Annotated in this window: 13 protein-coding genes; 5 read left to right on the top strand and 8 right to left on the bottom strand. The window is 71.6% G+C overall.

All coding sequences use genetic code 11. The features are described from left to right. Window positions 1-8 precede the first annotated feature (8 nt). Genes ASC64_RS11675 through pyrR form a run of 3 tightly spaced genes read right to left on the bottom strand, consistent with a single transcriptional unit; the run spans window position 9 to window position 2,826 of the window. Complete coding sequence (locus ASC64_RS11675; protein WP_056907689.1) at window positions 9-1,292, bottom strand: dihydroorotase; 1,284 nt, start codon at window positions 1,290-1,292, stop codon at window positions 9-11. Next, window positions 1,292-2,257 (bottom strand): aspartate carbamoyltransferase catalytic subunit, encoded by a 966-nt coding sequence (locus ASC64_RS11670; protein WP_056907688.1) that lies wholly within the window; start codon window positions 2,255-2,257, stop codon window positions 1,292-1,294. Before ASC64_RS11670 ends, ASC64_RS11675 begins: the two co-directional genes overlap by 1 nt. Further along, window positions 2,254-2,826, bottom strand: a complete 573-nt coding sequence (gene pyrR / locus ASC64_RS11665; protein ID WP_056907687.1) for a bifunctional pyr operon transcriptional regulator/uracil phosphoribosyltransferase PyrR — start codon at window positions 2,824-2,826, stop codon at window positions 2,254-2,256. Before pyrR ends, ASC64_RS11670 begins: the two co-directional genes overlap by 4 nt. Before the next feature lie 137 nt (window positions 2,827-2,963). On the opposite strand from pyrR, the gene ASC64_RS11660 reads away from it, so the two are divergent. Continuing rightward, window positions 2,964-3,575: a class I SAM-dependent methyltransferase gene (locus ASC64_RS11660; protein ID WP_056907686.1), complete on the top strand. Its 612-nt coding sequence runs from the start codon at window positions 2,964-2,966 to the stop codon at window positions 3,573-3,575. A gap of 102 nt (window positions 3,576-3,677) precedes the next feature. Here ASC64_RS11660 and ASC64_RS11655 read toward each other — a convergent pair whose 3' ends face one another. Next, a complete protein-coding gene (locus ASC64_RS11655; protein ID WP_056907907.1) occupies window positions 3,678-4,958 on the bottom strand; it encodes an acetyl-CoA C-acetyltransferase in 1,281 nt (426 codons plus the stop codon). Window positions 4,959-5,084: 126 nt separating this feature from the next. Between ASC64_RS11655 and ASC64_RS11650 the strand changes: the two genes are divergently transcribed. Further along, on the top strand, window positions 5,085-6,419 hold the full coding sequence (locus tag ASC64_RS11650) for a 3-oxoacyl-ACP reductase (RefSeq protein WP_056907685.1): 1,335 nt from the start codon (window positions 5,085-5,087) through the stop codon (window positions 6,417-6,419). Beyond that, window positions 6,419-7,312 (top strand): MaoC/PaaZ C-terminal domain-containing protein, encoded by an 894-nt coding sequence (locus ASC64_RS11645; RefSeq protein ID WP_056907684.1) that lies wholly within the window; start codon window positions 6,419-6,421, stop codon window positions 7,310-7,312. The genes ASC64_RS11650 and ASC64_RS11645 overlap by 1 nt, the downstream gene beginning before the upstream one ends. 6 nt (window positions 7,313-7,318) lie before the next feature. On the opposite strand, the gene ASC64_RS11640 is transcribed toward ASC64_RS11645, so the two are convergent. From ASC64_RS11640 to ASC64_RS11630, 3 genes are all read right to left on the bottom strand, one after another. Continuing rightward, window positions 7,319-8,527 (bottom strand): M23 family metallopeptidase, encoded by a 1,209-nt coding sequence (locus tag ASC64_RS11640; protein ID WP_056907683.1) that lies wholly within the window; start codon window positions 8,525-8,527, stop codon window positions 7,319-7,321. A 146-nt stretch (window positions 8,528-8,673) separates the two neighbouring features. Then, window positions 8,674-9,555, bottom strand: a complete 882-nt coding sequence (locus ASC64_RS11635; RefSeq protein WP_056907682.1) for an acyl-CoA thioesterase — start codon at window positions 9,553-9,555, stop codon at window positions 8,674-8,676. After that, window positions 9,555-10,499 (bottom strand): PAC2 family protein, encoded by a 945-nt coding sequence (locus ASC64_RS11630; RefSeq protein WP_056907681.1) that lies wholly within the window; start codon window positions 10,497-10,499, stop codon window positions 9,555-9,557. Before ASC64_RS11630 ends, ASC64_RS11635 begins: the two co-directional genes overlap by 1 nt. A 138-nt stretch (window positions 10,500-10,637) precedes the next feature. Here ASC64_RS11630 and ASC64_RS11625 point away from each other — a divergent pair, with 138 nt between their 5' ends. Both ASC64_RS11625 and ASC64_RS11620 read left to right on the top strand, forming a co-directional pair. Then, on the top strand, window positions 10,638-11,855 hold the full coding sequence (locus ASC64_RS11625; protein ID WP_056907680.1) for a thiolase family protein: 1,218 nt from the start codon (window positions 10,638-10,640) through the stop codon (window positions 11,853-11,855). Beyond that, window positions 11,852-13,930, top strand: coding sequence for a 3-hydroxyacyl-CoA dehydrogenase NAD-binding domain-containing protein (locus ASC64_RS11620; RefSeq protein WP_056907679.1), 2,079 nt, complete (start codon window positions 11,852-11,854; stop codon window positions 13,928-13,930). The genes ASC64_RS11625 and ASC64_RS11620 overlap by 4 nt, the downstream gene beginning before the upstream one ends. Window positions 13,931-13,962: 32 nt before the next feature. On the opposite strand, the gene ASC64_RS11615 is transcribed toward ASC64_RS11620, so the two are convergent. Then, window positions 13,963-15,480, bottom strand: a complete 1,518-nt coding sequence (locus ASC64_RS11615) for an amino acid permease (protein WP_056907678.1) — start codon at window positions 15,478-15,480, stop codon at window positions 13,963-13,965. Window positions 15,481-15,552: the final 72 nt, after the last annotated feature.

The raw sequence follows: 15,552 nt of genomic DNA, 5'->3' as shown, positions 1-15,552 counted from the left end.
GTGCCCCGTCAGGCGAGGACGCCGTCGCGCACGGTCACGCGCCCGGCGTGGACGGTGTGCACCACCTTCGAGGTCAGCTCGCAGCCGTGCCAGGGGTTGTTGCGCGACAGCGAGGCCGAGGAGTCGCGGTCGACGGTGACGCGGGCGTCGGGGTCGACCAGGACGACGTGCGCCGGCGAGCCCGGGGCCAGCGGACGGCCCTGACCGTGCAGGCCGGCGATCCGCGCGGGGTTGACCGACATGACCCGGGCGATGTCGGCCCAGGTGAGGTCCTCCATCACCGTGCGGACGACGGCCAGGGCTGTCTCCAGCCCGAGCATCCCGAAGGCCGCGTCGACGAAGGCGTGCTCCTTGTCGTGGCGGGCGTGCGGTGCGTGGTCGGTGGCGACCGCGTCGATCGTCCCGTCGGCCAGCGCCGCTCGGACCGCGTCGACGTCCTCCTGCGGCCGGAGCGGTGGGTTGACCTTGAAGGTCGGGTCGTAGCCGGCCAGCAGGTCCGTGGTCAGCAGCAGGTGGTGCGGAGTCACCTCGGCGGTCACGTCCCAGTGCCCGTCTCGCTTGGCCTGGGCCTTGGCCCAGCGGACCACCTCGACCGAGCCGGCCGTCGAGACGTGGGCGACGTGCACCCGCGACCCGGTGTGCCGGGCGAGCATGACGTCACGCGCGACGATGACCTCCTCGGCGATGCCCGGCCAGCCGGGCAGGCCCAGGCGTCCGGACAGCTCACCCTCGTGGCAGCAGGCCGACGAGCCGGCGAGCGTCGGGTCCTGCGCGTGCTGCGAGACCACGCCGCCGAAGGCCTTGACGTACTCCAGGGCCCGGCGCATCACGCGGGCGTCGTGGACGCACTTGCCGTCGTCGGAGAACACCGTGACCCCGGCACGCGAGCGGTGCATCAGGCCCAGCTCGGCGAGCTCCTCGCCGGCGAGGCCGCGCGTCACCGCGCCCACCGGCTGGACGTGCACCAGCCCCGCCTCCCGACCGAGCTCCCAGACCCGGGTCGCGGCCTCGGCGGTGTCGGTGACCGGCGCGGTGTTCGCCATCGCCAGCACGGCGGTGTACCCGCCGAGGGCCGCGGCACGCGACCCGGTGAGGATCGTCTCCGCGTCCTCGCGACCGGGCTCGCGCAGGTGCGTGTGCAGGTCGACGAGCCCCGGCAGCGCGACCAGCCCGTCGGCGTCGAGCGTCTCCGCTCCCGGTGGCGCGGCGTCCACGAGCATGCCCGCGTCGTCGACGTAGAGGTCCGTGGTGTCCTCGCCGAGCAGCGAGGCTCCGGTGATCACGAGCGCCATCAGGCCACGTCTCCTTGCTGTCCTTGGAGGTCTCCGGCGAGCAGGTGGTAGAGCACGGCCATCCGGACCGCCAGTCCGCTCGACACCTGCTCCAGCACCACCGACTGCGCCGCGTCGGCGGCGTCGGCGGCGATCTCCAGGCCGCGGTTCATCGGGCCGGGGTGGCAGATCGGCACCTCGGGATCGAGCAGCGCGAGCCGATCACGGGTCAGGCCGTAGCCGACGGTGTACTCCCGCGCGCTCGGGAAGAACGCGCCCGACATGCGCTCGCGCTGGACGCGCAGCATCATCACCGCGTCAGGCCGTCCGTGCACGCCGGCGCCGCGCAGCACCTCGTCCAGGTCGTACGACGTCTCGAAGCCCGCCGCGGCCGACCAGGTGGCGATGCCGCTCGGCATCAGCGTCGGCGGGGCGACGACGGTCACCCGGGCGCCGAGCTTGGTCAGGCACTGCACGTTGGAGCGGAACACCCGGCTGTGGGTGAGGTCGCCGATGATCGCGACGTGGCGGCCATCGAGGGAGCCGAGGTGGCGCTGCAGCGTGTAGGCGTCGAGCAGCGCCTGGGTCGGGTGCTCGTGGGTGCCGTCGCCGGCGTTGACCACGGCCGCGTCGACCCACTGGCTGACCTGGTGCGCGGCGCCGCTGGCGGGGTGGCGGATCACGAGGCCGTCGACGCCCATCGCGCAGACGGTCAGCACGGTGTCGCGCAGGCTCTCGCCCTTGGACGTGCTCGAGCCCTTGCCGCTGATGTTGATCACGTCGGCGGAGAGCCACTTGCCGGCGATCTCGAAGGACGACCGGGTGCGGGTGGAGTCCTCGAAGAACATGTTGACGACCGTGCGACCGCGCAGCGCCGGCAGCTTCTTGACGTCGCGGCGCTGCACGTCGTGCATGTCGGCCGCGGTCTCGAAGAGCTGCTGGACCTCGTCGGTGGAGAGGTCGTCGATGGAGAGCAGGTGCTTCACGAGATCGTCACCTCGTCGATGCCGTCGACCTCGCTGAGCCGAACGCTGACCCGCTCGGCCAGGGCGCTCGGCAGGTTCTTGCCGACGTGGTCGGCGCGGATCGGGAGCTCGCGGTGACCGCGGTCGACCAGCACGGCCAGCCGCACGGCCGAGGGTCGGCCGAGGTCGGCGAGCGCGTCGAGGGCCGCCCGGATCGTCCGGCCGGAGAACAGCACGTCGTCCACGAGCACCACGACCTTCCGGTCGATCCCCGTGGGAGGGAGCGCGGTCTTGTGCGCGCGCCGCGTGGGCTGCGAGCGGAGGTCGTCGCGGTACATCGTCACGTCGAGCTCGCCCACCGCGACGGGAGCGCCCTCGACGGCCGCGATCTTCTCGGCGATGCGCCGCGCGAGGGGTACGCCGCGCGTGTGCAGGCCGAGCAGGACCAGGTCGGTCGCGCCCTTGTTGCGCTCGAGCAGCTCGTGGGAGATGCGCGTGAGGGCCCGGGAGATGTCACGGGCGTCGAGCACGGTGCGGTCCGTGCGTGGGGTCCGGTCGGTGCCGGGGTCGGTCTCTTCAGGGGCAGGCATCTGCGCGCCGGACCTCCTTCTCCGCCTCACGGGACGGCTCGTTAAAGGATGTCGATCGCGGCCGACCCTAGCAGCCGGCATGGGGAGTACCGTGGAGAGAGACCGGTACTTTCCGGTCACCAGGTCAGGAACTCAATATGGGCATCGGCTACGCCGCCGCATACCGCGCCGGGATCATCCCGTGGGAGAAGGCGGGCCGGCAGGACCAGCCCACGCTCCTCCACCTCCTCGACCGCGAGGAGGCGATGCGACCGGATCGCGTCATTCGCGCGATCGACCTCGGCTGCGGCCGGGGCGCCAACACCAAGCTGCTCGTCGATCGCGGCTGGGACGCGATCGGGGTCGACAACGTCCGCCAGGCGGTCGACGTCGCCGTGCGCCGCAACGGACTCGACGACGCCCGGTTCGTCATCGGCGACGTGCGGCACCTGGTGCACTCGGGCGTCGGGAAGGGCTTCGACCTGTTCCTCGACGTCGGCTGCTTCCAGAGCCTGGACGACGCAGGACGCACCCTGCTGGCCGGGGGCGTCACCGAGCTCGCTGAGCCGGACGCCACCGTCCTCGTCCGCACCGGCGGGCCGCGGGCCTGGCCGGTGCGGCCCAAGGACGCGGTCCGGTACGACCTCGAGCGGGCCTACCGGGGCTGGACCGTGACGGCCGTCTCCGGGATCGGCTCCACCGACCGCTCCGCGCCGGCACGAGCCGTGGCCGGCAACAGGGGCGAGTGGTTCAGGCTCACTCGCCCCTGAGCCGAGCCGGCACTCCCTCGCACGGGACACCGTGTCCGGGCGCCTCCTCGCGCTGCGCGGAAGCGCCCGGTCGGTGACCAGGACAGGGACGAAGGGGGGTGGTCAGCGCTCCAGGATGGCGACGACGCCCTGGCCGCCGGCTGCGCAGATCGAGATCAGCGCCCGGCCCTGGCCCTTCTGGGCGAGCAGCTTCGCGGCGACCGGGATGATCCGGCCGCCGGTCGCGGCGAACGGGTGGGCGGCCGCGAGCGAGGAGCCGTTGACGTTGAGCTTGTCACGGTCGATCGCGCCGAGCGGCGCGTCGAGGCCGAGGCGCTCGGTGCAGAACACCGGGTCCTCCCAGGCGGCCAGCGTCGAGAGGACCTGCGAGGCGAAGGCCTCGTGGATCTCGTAGTAGTCGAAGTCCTGGAGCGTGAGGCCGTTGCGCTCCAGCATCCGCGGGACGGCGTACGCCGGCGCCATCAGCAGGCCCTCGTGGCCGTTGACGTAGTCGACCGCCGCGGTCTCGGCGTCGACCAGGTGGGCGAGGACCGGGAGCCCGCGTCCCTCGGCCCACTCGTCGCTGGCCAGAAGAACGGCGGAGGCGCCGTCGGACAGCGGCGTGCTGTTGCCGGCGGTCATCGTGGCGGCCGAGCCCTTGCCGAAGACCGGCTTGAGGGTGGCGAGCTTCTCGACCGTGGACTCCGGGCGCATGTTGTTGTCGCGCTCGACGCCGCGGAACGGCGTGACGAGGTCGTCGTGGAAGCCCTCCTCGTAGGAGCGCGCCAGGTTGTGGTGGGAGCGCGCGGCCAGCTCGTCCTGCGCCTCCCGGGTGATCCGCCACTCGAGCGCGGTGAGGGCGGCGTGCTCGCCCATCGACAGCCGGGTGCGCGGCTCGCCGTTCTGCGGGATGTCGAGGCCGATGTCACCGGGTCGGATGGCGCCGAGTGCCTTGAGGCGGCTCGCGGTGTCCTTGGCCGAGTTGACCTTCATCAGCTTCTTGCGGAGCTTGTCGCTGATCGCCACCGGCGCGTCGGACGTCGTGTCCGTGCCGCCCGCGACACCCGCGTCGATCACGCCCAGCGCGATCTTGTTCGCGACCTGGATGGCCGCCTGGAGCCCGGTGCCGCACGCCTGCTGGATGTCGGTGGCCGGGGTCTCCGGCGCGAGCTTCGAGCCGAGCACCGACTCACGGGTCAGGTTGAAGTCGCGGGAGTGCTTGAGGACGGCGCCGGCGACCACCTCACCGAGTCGCTCGCCCTGCAGGTCGAAGCGCTCGACGAGGCCGTCGATGGCCGCGGTCAGCATCTCCTGGTTGGAGACACCGGCGTAGACGGTGTTGGACCGGGCGAACGGGATGCGGTTGCCGCCGACGACGGCGACCGGACGAGTGGTGTTCTGCATGTCCATATCCTTGCCGGTGAGGTGCCCGACGCCAACGGGGTGAGGGGCACGTCACGAAATATGGACTCCGAGTTGCACACACAGTTACATGAGTCCGTCCGCCGCGCTACCCGGAAGGCCCCACCCATGAGCGACCGCTACCAGGGCTTCACGTCCACCCCGATCGGCCAGCTGTTCGTCAAGAATCTCGGCCTCCCGAACCCGACCGCGCTGGAGCGCTGGTCCGAGGGTGCGGCACTCGTGGACGGCCTGGTCGTGCTCGGCGGGTCCGGCCGCCTCACCGAGGTGCTCCCGACGACCCTCGACGGGCTCGGCATCGCGTCGACGAGGTCGCTGGAGGACGACGCGTTGGCCAAGGCCCTGGTCTTCGACGCGACCGGGATCACCGACACCACCGGCCTGGTCGCGCTGCAGGAGTTCTTCACCCCGCTCATGCGCCGGCTCGAGACCTGCCCGCGCGTGGTCGTCCTCGGCACCCCGCCCGAGCTCACCTCGGGCGCTGAGCGGATCGCCCAGCGCGCACTCGAGGGCTTCACCCGCTCGCTCGGCAAGGAGATCGGTCGCGGCGGCACCGTCCAGCTCGTGTACGTCGCCCCTGCCGCCGACGGCGCGATCGACTCGACCCTCGCCTTCCTCCTCTCCCCCAAGTCCGCCTACGTCTCGGGCCAGGTCGTGCGGATCGGCGCCCACGGGGCGACCACGACCGACCAGGTGACCGACTGGACCCGGCCGCTGGCCGGCAAGGTCGCCCTCGTCACCGGCGCCAGCCGCGGCATCGGCGAGGAGATCGCCCGCGTGCTGCACCGCGACGGCGCGACCGTGGTCGGCGTCGACGTGCCCCAGGCCGCCAGCGAGCTGCAGACGCTCATGGCCGAGCTCGACGGCGACCACCTCGTCCTCGACATCACCGCCAAGGACGCCCCGCAGCGGATCGCACACCACCTGCGCGAGCACCACGGAGGCGTCGACGTCGTCGTCCACAACGCCGGCATCACCCGCGACAAGAAGCTCGCCAACATGGCCGAGGACCGCTGGCAGAGCGTGATCGCGGTCAACCTCACCGCCCCCGAGCTGATCACCCGCGAGCTCCTCGACGCCGGCGTCCTCAACGCGGGCGGTCGCATCGTCGGCGTGGCCTCCATCGCGGGCATCGCCGGCAATGTCGGCCAGACCAACTACGCGACGTCCAAGGCGGGCGTGATCGGCCTCGTGGACAGCCTGCGCGACGAGCTCGACAACGGCATCACCGTCAACGCCGTGGCCCCCGGGTTCATCATCACGCAGATGACCGCTGCGGTGCCGTTCGCGACCCGCGAGGTCGGCCAGCGCCTCAACGCGATGGCCCAGGGCGGCCTCCCGGTCGACGTGGCCGAGACCATCGCGTGGTTCGCCAGCGCGGGGTCGGGCGCGGTCAACGGCAACGTCGTGCGGGTGTGCGGCCAGATGATGCTGGGCGCCTGATGGCCGACGTCACCGAGCCGACCAGGACCCTCACCGGGGAGCCGGGAGGGCTCAGCACCCTGGTCCGAGCGGCGCTCCCGGCCCTGCCCGGCGTCAACCGGCTGCCCGGGGTGCGCAAGGGCCCGGCGAGCGCCTTCACCGGGTTGGCGTACGCCCGCGAGGACGTCGCCGTCCAGCGCGAGCGCGTGGACGCCTACGCCGCGGTGTGCGGCTTCCCGCGCAAGGACGTCGTCCCGGTCACCTACCCGCACCTGCTGGCCTTCCCGCTGCACATGGCGATCATGGGCGACCCGGCGTTCCCCTACCCGGCCATCGGCATGGTGCACGTCGAGAACACCATCACCGCCCACCGCGCGATCGGGGTCGGCGAGACGCTCGACGTCGCCACGCGGGTGGGTGCTCCCCGTCCGCACGCCCGGGGCGTGCTCCTCGACTTCGTGACCTCGGTGACCGCGGACGGCGAGACGGCGTGGGAGTCGACGTCGACCTACCTGCGTCGCGGACGCTCCGTCGAGGGTGACCCCGCCCCGGGGATGGCCGTCGACGACGCGCCGACCGGGGGCATCGAGTGGCGGCTGCCCGCCGATCTCGGCCGGACCTACGCCGCGGTCTCGGGTGACGCGAACCCCATCCACCTCTACCCGCTCACCGCCAGGGCGCTCGGGTTCCGGCGGCAGATCGCCCACGGGATGTGGACCAAGGCGCGCTCGGTCGCCGCCCTCGAGAACCGCCTCCCCGAGGCGGTGACCGTCGAGGTGGCGTTCAGGAAGCCGGTGTTCCTCCCCGGGACGGTGGCCTTCGCGGCTCGGCGCGACGACGACCGCTGGACGTTCGCGATGACCAGCCCGAAGGACGGGTCCCCGCACCTCCTCGGCCGGACGACGCCCGCCTGACCCGCGCTAGCGGCGGGGGTTGCCGAACCGGAGGGTGCGCAGCACCCGGCGGGCGGCGGTCGCGGTGCGGCCGACGCCCTGGGTGAACGTCGCCGTGGCGGGCGTCCAGACGCCGAGGTCGGTGACGCCGTCGCCGTTCCAGTCGCCGGTCACCGGGAGGTCGCCGGCAGCCCCGAACGGCACCACCTCGAGCACGGACAGCCCGGACGCGTCGACGGAGCGGAGCGTGAACGTCGCCGTGGCCTGGTCGAAGACGCCGAGGTCGGTCGTGCCGTTGCCGTCCCAGTCGCCCGTCACGGGCAGGTCGTCGGCGTCGCCGAGCCACACGGGGCTCGACGACCCGTCGGGCAGCCGTTGGTAGAACGTGCCCTCGGACGCGCGACGTACGCCGATCTCGGTGGTGCCGTTGCCGTCCCAGTCGCCGCTCACGGGGATGTCGGAGGTCAGGCCCCACTTCACGCGGACGATGCCGCGGGGCGTCTTGAGCCGGAACTTGCTGTTCCTCGGGGTCCGGACGCCGACGTCGAGCTGGCCGTCACCGTCCCAGTCGCCCAGCAGGGGCTCGTCGAAGGCCTTGCCGAACGCCACGGTCACGCCCGAGCTGAAGACGAACGACGACTTCTTCGCCCGGCGGAAGACCGCGACCTCCGAGATGCGGCTGCCGGCCAGGTCGCCGGCCAGCGGCACGTCGACGCAGTTCTTCGAGGTGAGCGCGCCGTTGCCGAACGCGGTGCCGTCGAACCAGGCCGGGACGACGCTGCGTCCGCTCTTCTCCTCGAAGTGCAGGTGCGACCCGGACGCGTTGCCGCTGTCGCCGAGGGTGCCGATCATCGCGCCCTGGTCGACGCGTTGGCCGACCCCGACGACGACGCTGGCCATGTGGGCGTACAGCGAGGTCTCGCCGTTGCCGTGGTCCAGGACGACCCAGCGCCCGTAGCCGCCCTTGGGACTGGTCCAGGCCGTCGTCACCACGCCGGACGCGGCCGCCACGATCGGCGCACCGAGGTCGGGGTTGCGGTTCCAGTCGATGGCGTTCGGGCTGGGGCTGTGCCCCGGACGGGTCGCCCCGCTCCACGTCTCGCCGCACGGGAACGGCATCTGGTACGCCGTCACCGGCGCCCCGCGTCGGGCGGCGGCGGGTGCCGAGGGCGCGAGCAGCGCGAGCGCCGCCGCGGAGGCCACGAGGGTCGTCGTCGTACGGGGGTTCGGGCCCATGGGTGAGCGTCCTCGTCACGGTGCGTTCGATGTCGGGTGAGCAGCGCACCGGGCCCGTCGTAGGAGCAGTCACGACAGTCCCAGGCGCCACACGAGCGCTCACAGGTTACGGGCGCACGACACGCCCGTCTGCCAAATGCAGGAAACTACACGCTTGTAGTGCTAGTCGGCTTGTCGCGGAGGCGGATCAGGCCCTCCTGGGCGACCGTCGCCACCAGCTCGCCCGACTGCGTGAAGACGCGGCCGAGGGCCAGCCCGCGCCCGCCGCCCGCGAACGGCGAGAACTGGTCGTAGAGCCACCACTCGTCGGCGCGGAAGGGCTTGTGGAACCAGATGGTGTGGTCGAGCGAGGCCGGCATCAGCCGCGGCGAGGCGATGTGGACGCCGTGCGGGACGAGGGCGGCGCCCAGCAGCGTCAGGTCGCTGGCGTAGGTGAACGCCGCGGTCTGGACCGTGGGGTCCTCGGACACCTCGCCGTTGACCTTGATCCACAGCCGGGCCTGCGCGGGGTGCTCGGGGTCCTCGGGGATGCCGCGACCCGTGATCCCGACGTGGCGGATGTCGAGCGCCGACCACTCCCGCTCCCAGTGCTCAGCCGCCTCGGGGCCGCGTTCGCGGGCCAGCTCGACCAGGGGCATGCCCTGCTCGGGCGGCGGGACGTCGGGCATCCGGTCCTGGTGCTCGAGCCCCGGCTCGGGGATCTGGAAGTTGGCCGTCAGGTAGTAGATCGGCCGCCCGTGCTGGCGGGCGGAGACCCGGCGGGTGGCGAACGAGCGGCCGTCGCGGATGCGCTCGACGTCGTAGACGATCGGGATGGTGGGGTCGCCGGGCCGCAGGAAGTAGGAGTGCAGCGAGTGGAGGACGAACTCGCCCTCCACGCTGCGGGTGGCGGCGACGACGGCCTGGGCGGCGACCTGGCCGCCGAAGACCCGCTGCCGCTCGGTGCGCGCCTGGGTGCCCCGGAACAGGTCGACCTCGAGCTGCTCGAGCTCGAGCAGGGCGGCGAGCTCAGCGGCGCTGCCCGCCATCAGCGGTCCTCCCAGCCGGTCTCGTCGGGGTTGTCCTTGGACTGGTCGTCGAGGTCGGCGAGGAACGCCTCGAAGGCGCTACCGATCTCCTCGCCCGTCGGAAGCGTCTCGTCGCCCGCGAGCAGCGAGCTGCCGGCTGCCTCGGCCTCGCGGAAGGAGTCGTACTGCTGCTCGAGCCCGCGTACGACGTCGCCGACCTCGTCGTGGGAGGCGAGGTAGCGGTCGACCTCGGTCTCGGTGATCTCGGCGGCCTCGCGGACCTCGCTCAGGTCGATCGTCAGGTGACCACCGATCTCGAGGTGCTCGAGCAGCACGAGCGCGGCCTGGGGGTACTCCATCTGCGCGAGGTAGTGCGGGATGTGGGCGACGAAGCCGAGCGCGTCGTGGCCCCACTCCCCCAGCCTGATCTCCAGCAGGGCCTGCGCGCTCGCCGGCACCCGCAGCTCGCTCTGCCACGGGCTCTCGCCCGGCACGAGCTCGGGGCGGTTGGCGTGCGGCGTGATCGCGATCGGCCGGGTGTGCGGCACCGCCATCGGAACCGCACCGAGGCTCACCACGCGCGCCACCCCGAAGTGCTCGACGACCTCGCGAACGGCACGCGCGAACGCCTCCCACCGGATGTCGGGCTCGGGGCCGACGAGCAGGAGGAACGGCGTGCCGCCGGTGTCGCGCATCGCCCGGACCGCGAGGCGCGGCGCCTCGTAGTCGGCGTAGTGGTCACGGAGGAAGGTCACCGGCGGTCGCCGGGCGCGGTAGTCGTGGAGCGAGTCCACGTCGAAGGTCGCGACCACCTTGCCGTCGGACTGCGCGGCGAGGTGGGAGGCGGCGAGCTCGGCCGCCTTGCCGGCGTCCAGGAAGCCGGTCAGCACGCAGACCAGCGTGAGGTCACCCGCGTCGGCGAGCACCTCCGCGTCGTCCACGATGTGCACGAGTCGTTCGGCCATGGCGCAACCCTAGTGACTCCCCACCAGTGACCCGACACACACCCGCGCATCTGGGCAGGTCTTGTTACCGAGGGGTAACCTGTCCGCGATCCTGCAGTCCTTCCCGTGAGACACCCCGACACCACTTGGGAGAAGCCAGTGCCCCGTCCACAGCGTGAGGTCGTCTTCGTCGACGGCGTGCGCACCCCGTTCGGCAAGGCCAAGGGCCAGTACGCCGAGACGCGCGCCGACGACCTCGTCATCAAGTGCATCCGTGAGCTGATGCGCCGCAACCCGTCCCTCCCGCCCGAGCGGGTCGACGAGGTCGCGGTTGCCGCCACGACCCAGATCGGCGACCAGGGCCTGACGATCGGGCGCACCGCCGCGCTCCTCTCGGGCCTGCCCCAGAGCGTGCCGGGCTACTCCATCGACCGCATGTGCGCGGGCGCGATGACCGCGGTCACCAACACCGCCTCGGGCATCGCCTTCGGCGCCTACGACGTCGCCATCGCCGGCGGCGTCGAGCACATGGGCCGCCACCCGATGGGCGAAGGCGTGGACCCCAACCCGCGCATCCTGTCCGAGCGGATCGTCAACCCCGACGCCCTCGTGATGGGCAAGACCGCGGAGAACCTCCACGACCGCTACCCCACCATCACCAAGCAGCGCGTGGACGAGTACGCGGTCCGCAGCCAGCAGAAGACCAAGGCCGCCTACGACGCGGGCAAGATCCAGCCCGACCTGGTGCCGGTCGCGACCCGCTCCGCCGACGCCGGCTGGGGCCTGGCCACGCTCGACGAGCCGATGCGCCCCGAGACCACCCTCGAGTCGCTGGCCGCGCTGAAGACTCCGTTCCGCTCGCACGGCAACGTGACCGCCGGCAACGCGGCGGGCATCAACGACGGCGCCACCGCCGCGCTGCTCGCCGACGAGGAGACCGCGCGCGAGCTCGGCCTGCCCGTGAAGATGCGCCTGGTCACCTACGCCTTCGTCGGCGTGGAGCCCGAGGTCATGGGTGCCGGACCGATCCCCGCGACCGAGAAGGCCCTGCGGCTCGCCGGCCTCACCATCGACGACATCGACGCGTTCGAGGTCAACGAGGCCTTCGCGGTGCAGGTGCTCGCCTTCCTCGAGCACTACGGCATCGCCGACGACGACGCGCGGGTGAACCCCTACGGCGGCGCGATCGCCATGGGCCACCCGCTCGCCTCCTCCGGCGTACGCCTGATGAACCAGCTCGCGCGCCAGTTCGAGGAGCGCCCCGAGGTCCGCTACGGCCTCACCACCATGTGCATCGGCATCGGCATGGGCGGCACCGTCATCTGGGAGAACCCGCACTGGACCGGCGGCGACACGAACGAGGGAGCAGACAAGTGAACGACTCCAGCATCTTCGAGCGCGCCCGGGCGATCGTGTCCGACGCCGAGCGCGTCACGCAGGCCCACCTGCGCACCGTGGCCCTGCCCGGCGCGACGATCGGCCTGATCACCCTCGACAACGGCGAGGACCACACCAAGCCCAACACCTTCGGTCCGGCCTCGCTGCTGGCGCTCGACGCCGCCATCGACGCGGCGCTGGCCGACGACACCATCGACGCGATCGCGGTGACGGGCAAGCCGTTCATCCTGGCGGCGGGTGCCGACCTGACGTCGATCCAGGGCGGCGGCCCCGACGCCGTACGCACCGTGGCCGAGCTCGGGCACGCGGTGTTCCGCAAGCTCCAGGACGGCGGCAAGACGTCGTTCGGCTTCATCAACGGTCTCGCCCTGGGCGGTGGCCTCGAGGTGGCGCTGCACTGCACCTACCGCACCGTCATGGACTCCGCGCCGGCCCTCGGCCTGCCCGAGGTCATGCTCGGCCTGGTCCCCGGCTGGGGCGGCGCCTATCTCGTGCCCAACCTCGTCGGCGCCGACAAGGCGGTGACGCTGATCATCGAGAACCCGCTCAACCAGGGCAAGACGCTCGGCGGGCAGGCGGCCTACGACTTCGGGCTGGCCGACGCGGTCTTCAACGGCGCCGACTTCCTCGAGCAGTCGCTGCTCTGGGCGGCGTCCGTGCTGCGCGGCGAGGTCACCGTCGAGCGTCCCGAGGTGGACCGTGGCGAGGCCTGGGACGCCGCGATCACGCGCGCCGAAGGCATCGTCGCGTCGAAGACCGGCGGTGCCTCGCCGGCCGCCGCGAAGGCTGTCGAGCTCATCGCCGCAGCGCGCGACAGCGACCGCGACGCCGGCTTCGCGGCCGAGGACGACGCGCTCGAGGCGATGTCGCAGACGGCCGAGCTGCTGGCCTCGCTCTACTCCTTCGACCTGGTGCAGAAGCGGGCCAAGCGGCCGGCCGGCGCACCCGACAAGTCGCTCGCCCGCCCGGTGACCAAGGTCGGCATCGTGGGCGCCGGCCTGATGGCCAGCCAGCTGGCGCTGCTGTTCGTACGCCGCCTCGAGGTGCCGGTCGTGCTGACCGACCTCGACCAGGAGCGTGCCGACAAGGGCGTCGCCTACGTCCACGCCGAGATCGACAAGCTGCTCGCCAAGGGACGCATCAACCAGGACAAGGCCAACCGCCACAAGGCCCTGGTGTCCGGTGAGACCGACAAGCAGGTCGCCTTCGGTGACGCCGACTTCGTCATCGAGGCCGTCTTCGAGGAGATGTCGGTCAAGAAGACCGTCTTCGCCGACGTGGAGAAGGTCGTCTCACCCGAGTGCGTCCTGGCGACGAACACCTCGTCGCTGTCGATCACTGAGATGGCTGCCGACCTCGAGCACCCCGAGCGGGTGGTCGGCTTCCACTTCTTCAACCCGGTCGCGGTCATGCCGCTGCTGGAGATCGTCCAGGGCGACGCCACCGACGAGGCCACGCTCGCCACGGCTTTCGCGACCGGCAAGGCGCTGAAGAAGACGACGATCCTCGTCAAGGACAGCCCGTCCTTCATCGTGAACCGGCTGCTGGGCCGCTTCATGAGCGAGGTCGGCCGCATCGTCGACGAGGGCACCCCGGTGGAGGTGGCCGACGGCGCGTTCGCCGGCATCGCGCCGATGCCGCCGTTCGTGCTGCTGTCGCTGGTCGGACCGGCGATCGCGCTGCACAACAACGAGACGCTCGCGGGCGCGTTCCCCGACCGCTTCTACGTCTCCCCCGCCCTCGAGCGGATCGTGGCGGCGAGGAAGCCTGCCTACTACGGCGCCGACGGTGCGCTCGACCCCGAGGTCGAGGCGCTGCTGGAGAAGCCGGCCGACCCGGTCGTGCTGACGGCCGAGGAGGTGCGCGAGAAGACCCTCTCCGGCCTGGCCGAGGAGGCGCGCCTGATGCTCGACGAGGGCGTGGTCGTGGCCCCGCAGGACATCGACCTGGCGATGATCACCGGCGCCGGGTTCTCGTTCTGGAACGGCGGGCTGACCTTCATGCTCGACGTGAAGGGCATCTCGGAGAAGGCGACCGGCAAGCGCTTCCACTGACACACCACCAGGTGGTCGAGCAGCTCGCGCGGCTACTCGACCACCTGTGTGCTGTCCGCCGGGCGGGTGTGCTTGTCGTAGTCCCCGCGACCGAGCCGGCTGTGCGAGCGGCCGTAGGCGAAGTAGACGACCAGGCCGATCGCCATCCAGACGAGGAAGCGGACCCACGTCTCGGCGATCAGGTTGAGCATGAGGTAGCCGCACAGCAGCACTGACGCGGTCGCGACGACGTAGATCGCCGGCACGCGGAACGCGCGGTCGAGGTCGGGCCGGGTCCGGCGCAGGACCAGCACGCCGACGCTCACCAGCATGAAGGCGAAGAGCGTGCCGATGCTGACCAGGTCGCCCAGCGTCTCGAAGGGCACGAAGCCCGACAGCACCGAGACCATCACCGCGGTGAGGGCGGTGATCCGGTAGGGCGTGCCGAACGTCGGGTGGACCTTGGCCAGGCTGACCGGGAGCAGGCCGTCGCGGGCCATCGCGAAGGCGACGCGCGTCTGCCCCATCAGCAGGATCAGCACGACGACCGTCAGCCCGATGGTGGCGCCGATGGCGATGAGGTCGGAGATCCAGTGCAGGCCGACGTTCTCGAACGCCGTGGCCAGCGGAGCCGCGTCGTCGGGGTCGATGTCCTGGTAGGACTGCATGCCGGTGATGACCAGGCACACCGCGATGTAGAGGACGGTCACGATCGCCAGCGAGCCCAGCACGCCGATCGGCACGTCGCGCTGCGGGTTCTTCGTCTCCTCGGCGGTCGTCGCCACGACGTCGAAGCCGATGAAGGCGAAGAACACGATCGCCGCACCGGCGATGACCCCGGCGATGCCGAAGACCGCCGGCTCGAGGCCGAAGATCGACGTGATCAGCGGGGTCTTCCAGGCCGAGGCGTCGCCGCCGGCAGACGGCTGGCTCGGCGGGATGAACGGCGAGTAGTTGGCCGTCTTGATGTGCGCGATGCCGACGATGATCACCAGTGCGACGACGCTCAGCTTGATTGCCACCACGACCTGGTTCACCCGGCTGGAGAGCTTGATGCCGCCGATGAGGACCGAGGCGCACACGAGCGTGATGACGACTGCCGGCAGGTTGACCACGCCGTCGCTGGCGGAGGCCAGTGACGCCGGGATCTCGAGCGCGGTGCCGTCGAGCAGGGACTGCAGGTAGCCGGAGAAGCCCACGGCCAGGGCGGAGGCGCCCACCGTGAACTCCAGCACGAGGTCCCAGCCGATGATCCAGGCGATCAGCTCGCCGAAGGTCGCATAGCTGAACGTGTAGGCGCTGCCGGCGACGGGCACCGTCGAGGCGAACTCGGCGTAGCAGAGTGCCGCGAGCGCGCAGGCAAGTCCGGCGATGAGGAACGAGAGCGAGATCGCCGGGCCGGCGTTGGTCGCGGCGACGAGGCCGGTGTAGACGAAGATGCCGGCGCCGATGATGACGCCGACACCGAAGATGGTGAGGTCGAGCGCCCCGAGGTTCTTCTTGAGCTTGTGCTCGGGCTCCTCAGTCTCGGCGATCGACTGCTCGACGGACTTGGTGCGGAACAGACTCATTCCAGCACGGTAGACCCGACCGGGCCTGCTGCGCCTCCCTCCTACGCGTGTCGTGGACGGACGGACCCAACC

Origin of the sequence: Nocardioides sp. Root122 (assembly GCF_001425025.1) — a bacterium.
Classification (GTDB): domain Bacteria; phylum Actinomycetota; class Actinomycetes; order Propionibacteriales; family Nocardioidaceae; genus Nocardioides.
This window is presented reverse-complemented; position numbering and strand designations above follow the sequence as displayed.